Consider the following 3,676-nt stretch of genomic DNA (forward strand, 5'->3'; position numbering starts at 1 on the left):
TTCCGCCGTCAGCGGCGCCGTGGCCACGCCGGGCGGCTGGTTCGACAGCGCGCCGGGCACGCCGGACGGGTTGGCATTGCCGGCGCCCGTCGATTCGCTCGTCTGCTGGCTGCGGATGGTGGACGCTTCCGGCGGCGAGTTCGGCTTGTAGGTTTCGGCCGCCTGCTCGCTTTGCGAAAAATCCACGTCGGCCGTCGCTTCGGCGCGCACATTGCCTTCGCCGACGATGGGCAGCAGGATCGATTCGACCTGCTTGATCACGCTTTGCTGCAGCTGCTGCACGTATTTCAGCTGGTTCGGGTCCAGGCTTTTCACGCCGTTGGCGCGGTCCTTGTCCTTTTCCTGGTTCGACAGCAGGGTGCCGGCCTGGTCGACCACGGTGACATTGATCGGCAGCAACTCCGGCACGCTCGACGCCACCAGGTGTACGATGGCGCTCACCTGCAATTGGTCGAGGCCGCGGCCCGGGTGCAGGTTCAGCAGCACGGAGGCCGTCGGTTTTTGCTGGTCGCGCACGAAGACGGACGGTTTGGGCAGGGCCAGGTGGACGCGCGCCGTGTCGACGGCGGACACCGATTCGATGGATTTGGCCAGCTCGCCTTCGAGCGCGCGCTGGAAATTGACCTGTTCCAGGAATTGCGATACGCCCAGCTTCTGGTTTTCCATCAGTTCGAAGCCCACGTTGCCGCCCTTCGGCAAGCCTTGCGCGGCCAGTTTCAGGCGCGCATCGTGGACTTGCTCGGTGGGCACGAGAATGGCGCCGCCGCCTTCGGAAAACTTGTGCTTGATGCCCAGCTGGTCCAGCGAAGCCGTGATGGCGCCGCCGTCGCGGTCCGTATAGTTGGAAAACAGGACTTTGTATTCAGGCGGCTGGTTCCACATGTACAGGGCCACGCCGATGGCGATCAGTGCCGCCACGCCCAGGCCGCGCAGGAAATTCTTGCCCATCGGGGTCTTGGCGAAGGCTTGCACGGATTCCACGGGCGAGCGGGCGGGCGCCGGCTCCGGTGGTATGCGGTTCACATCGATTTCTTCGGCTACAGCCATGATTGCCTTCCAGGGCGCGTGGTTTGACGGGTATTGGGTGGTGCGTGGGGGCCGCTTCCTGAGGAGGAGGGGGCGATATGCAGAATTATCCGCCACTGTCACGCGCTTCAATCGTCCAAATAGAAGGCGCTTTCGCCGCCTGCTCGGCCGAGCGGCTGGCGTTGGCGCTGGTATTGTGGAACCCTGGCAACATGTGACGGAAGATATTGTACCCGTCGTTGCCTTGCAGGCTAGAGTTTTGTTCTCTGGGTGCAACAGGCAGGAATTGACCAGAATCGGGAGGCAAAGTGAAAACAGGCGGTATCGATAGCAGCAGGATCGAAGCGATGATCGCGCAACTGAAGTCGGCGGCCACGCGGCCGGAGGCGAAAATACCGGCGATCCAGACCGAGGCGCCGGCGGCCAAGGTGAACTTCGCCGACGCCTTCAAGAGCGCGCTCGATTCCGTGAGCGGCGCGCAGAAGGCGTCATCGGCGCTGGGCCAGCGCTTTACCATGGGCGACGAGAAAGTCAGCCTGTCGGACGTGATGGTGGCGATGCAGAAGTCGAGCATCGAATTCCAGGCCACGGTGCAGGTGCGCAATAAATTGGTTTCTGCATATCATGACATCATGAATATGCAAGTTTAACGTCTCGCCAAAGCTACTGCGCGGCGCGCTTTGCGGCCTGCGATGCCCGCTGTGCTATAGCACAGCTGCGCGTCTCGGCCGCAAATCATCGCCGCTCGCTACGCTTTTGCGAAACGTTAAGCTTTGACTCCGGATTGAATTAACCCAGTCCCGCCATCCTGGCATTGCGCTCGCGCTCGAGCCGCGTGATATAGCGCTGCACGTGCGCCAGCATGCTGCGCGGCAGGTCGACGAACTGGCAGCCGAGGCGGCGGTTCAGCTTATTGTTGAGCAATGTCATGTCCAGCGAGTTGCGAATTTGCAAAGTCGCGGTGACAATGCCGACGTCGGGCAAGTCGATGCGGCAGCCCGGGTAGTCCCTGCCGATGGTTTCGCCCAGCATCAGTTTATTGTCGAGGATGGCGATGCCGCCGCAGCTGATGTCGGCCAGCGGAAACAGGGTGTCGGCGCCGCCCAGCGAGGGCGGCAGGGGAATCGAGACGCGCACGGGATTGCTGACAGGCGTCGTCATGCGGTAATACTCGCGCCGCTGCAGGCGGATCAGTGTTTCTGGAATGGCAATTTTCAGGGCGGGCGTGCCGCCATAGTTGCACTCTTCCACGAGGGCGCTGGCAAACAGGATGCGGATCTTGTCGAGCGAGGTTTCAAACGAGATGCCGGTGGCGGCCACCATGCGCCGGTTCTGGTCGGCGTTTACGGAGCGGTCGAGGATGACGGTATTGTGCTCGGCATCGACTTCCAGGATCGAAGTGACGCACACATCGGATTCGCCATGGATCAGCATGCGGATCAGCTGGTTCTTTTCGCTGATGCCGCGCAACAAGGCGATGATTTCCCGCCGTGATTCCACTTCAAAGTCGTGCCAGTTTTCGAGGCCGGAATCCATAATATGTGCTTGCATTGATGCCTGTCTATGTATCGATGGGAAGAAAGCTGGTGTCGGGCGGCGGCGGGATGGGGCCGCCATTCGCAGATTCAATATGATATAACCAGGCCAGCAGTTCCGCAATCGCCCGATACAGGCCAGGCGGAATCTGGCGGTCCAGGTCGACATCCATCAACAAGGCCACCAATTCCTTCGATTCATGCACGAAGACGCCATGTTCGCGCGCCGTGCTGATGATCTGGTCCGCGATCAGGCCGCTGCCCTTGGCGACCACCTTGGGTGCCGCCGCGCCGCTCTGGTAGGCCAGGGCGACGGCCGTCTGCGGCACCTTGCGCCTGGTGTCGTCAAGCATCGCCGTCTCCCGCCGCCGGTGGCGCGGCAGTGTCCTGGCCGGCGATCGTCAACGACGCCAGGGGCCAGCCGGCCGCGGCTAGCGATGCTTCCAGCCGCGCCGCGTGCCGGCGCAGTGTCTCGGCGCTGCCTTCGCTGCCGGCTTGCAGCTGGATGGCGACCCGGCCGCCCTGCAGCAGCACATGCGCGGCCAGGTCGCCCAGCAGGGGAAACTGGAAGCGCACGCTGCTGCGCCAGGCCGCCGCTTCCTCGTTGCCGTCACGGCCCTCGTGCTGCCCGCCTTCCGGCGCATCGCGGCTGATATCCCACTGCATCTTCTGGCCCGCCCAGGCTTCGCCTTGCCACTGCACGCGCGCCTGCTCATGGGTGTGTAGTTGTAAATTGATTAATTGCGCCGAGGCCAGGTCGGTGCCCGTCTTTGCCATCTCGCCCGGCGCGGCCTTCTGCATTTGCGGCTCCAGCTGCAGCGAGGCCAGCGCGCGCTTGCCTTCGGCCCATTCGGCCACGTGCGATTCGTAGAACAGGCCGCTGCTGCCGACTGCCTCCTGCAGTTTTTGCGCCACCTGGGCCGGATTGGCCCCCGGCGCGGCCATCAGCGGCGTCTTGCCGACCAGCGCCACGGGCGCGCCGGGCGCGCTTTCCGCCTGGCTCAGTACGCTACTGATGGCGCGCGCGGTGGTGCTCAGTTCCGGCGCGGGCGTGTCGCCGGCCAGGTCGGGCAGCAGGTTGGCCGGCGTCAGCGGCGCCCGGCTGAGCAGGGTGG

Annotated in this window: 5 protein-coding genes; 1 reads left to right on the top strand and 4 read right to left on the bottom strand. The window is 63.8% G+C overall.

The window, feature by feature from the left end; genetic code table 11:
* Nucleotides 1-948: flagellar basal-body MS-ring/collar protein FliF (gene fliF, locus CBW50_RS28040; RefSeq protein WP_253252019.1), on the bottom strand; the 948-nt coding region annotated here is incomplete at its 3' end.
* Nucleotides 949-1,373: 425 nt separating this feature from the next.
* Here fliF and fliE point away from each other — a divergent pair.
* Nucleotides 1,374-1,676: a flagellar hook-basal body complex protein FliE gene (gene fliE / locus CBW50_RS28045; RefSeq protein WP_226935476.1), complete on the top strand. Its 303-nt coding sequence runs from the start codon at nucleotides 1,374-1,376 to the stop codon at nucleotides 1,674-1,676.
* A gap of 139 nt (nucleotides 1,677-1,815) precedes the next feature.
* Here the strand turns inward: fliE and CBW50_RS28050 are convergent, their stop codons facing one another.
* From CBW50_RS28050 to CBW50_RS28060, 3 genes are all read right to left on the bottom strand, one after another.
* Nucleotides 1,816-2,577 carry a flagellar brake protein gene (locus CBW50_RS28050; RefSeq protein WP_253252018.1) on the bottom strand — a complete coding sequence of 254 codons (762 nt, stop codon included), beginning with the start codon at nucleotides 2,575-2,577 and terminating at the stop codon, nucleotides 1,816-1,818.
* 10 nt (nucleotides 2,578-2,587) lie between these two features.
* Nucleotides 2,588-2,914, bottom strand: a complete 327-nt coding sequence (locus tag CBW50_RS28055; protein WP_086148528.1) for an EscU/YscU/HrcU family type III secretion system export apparatus switch protein — start codon at nucleotides 2,912-2,914, stop codon at nucleotides 2,588-2,590.
* Nucleotides 2,907-3,676 (bottom strand): flagellar hook-length control protein FliK (locus tag CBW50_RS28060; RefSeq protein ID WP_139842697.1); only part of this gene is annotated, 770 nt, incomplete at its 5' end. The genes CBW50_RS28055 and CBW50_RS28060, both read right to left, overlap by 8 nt.

Origin of the sequence: Janthinobacterium sp. GW458P (assembly GCF_002127585.1) — a bacterium.
GTDB lineage: Bacteria > Pseudomonadota > Gammaproteobacteria > Burkholderiales > Burkholderiaceae_D > Janthinobacterium.

Bases quoted from the DNA above. Each gene is read 5' to 3' on its own strand.
- fliE (WP_226935476.1), top strand. From the start codon at position 1,374: ATGATCGCGCAACTGAAGTCGGCGGCCACGCGGCCGGAGGCGAAAATA.
- CBW50_RS28050 (WP_253252018.1), bottom strand. From the start codon at position 2,577: ATGCAAGCACATATTATGGATTCCGGCCTCGAAAACTGGCACGACTTT.
- CBW50_RS28055 (WP_086148528.1), bottom strand. From the start codon at position 2,914: ATGCTTGACGACACCAGGCGCAAGGTGCCGCAGACGGCCGTCGCCCTG.